Consider the following 318-nt stretch of genomic DNA (forward strand, 5'->3'; position numbering starts at 1 on the left):
GGTAGGTGTTGGACGGCGCGATACCGGGCAAGGCGCCGCCGCTGCGCTCACGCACATGGCCCAGCATGTCGTATTCGGGCACCAGGCTTTCCATCAGGTTGAATACGCTTTCGGCCAGGGACACGTCGACGATCTGCCCGTCACCCTGGCCGGTCTTGACCCGCAGCAGCGACATCAGCGCGCCGATCACGCCATGCAACGACGCGAGGGAATCCCCCAGGCTCACGCCGACCCGCGCCGGGGGCGGATCCGGGTTGCCGGTGGTGTAGCGAAGGCCGCCGATGGCCTCGCCAATCGCACCGAAGCCCGGGCGGTCGC

Annotated in this window: 1 protein-coding gene; it reads right to left on the bottom strand. The window is 68.9% G+C overall.

The window, feature by feature from the left end:
- A partial coding sequence (locus tag AC0L3U_RS38935; RefSeq protein ID WP_473365045.1) for a CoA transferase occupies positions 1–318 on the bottom strand: 318 nt, incomplete at both ends.

This window comes from Bradyrhizobium sp. Kon69, from assembly GCF_055807515.1.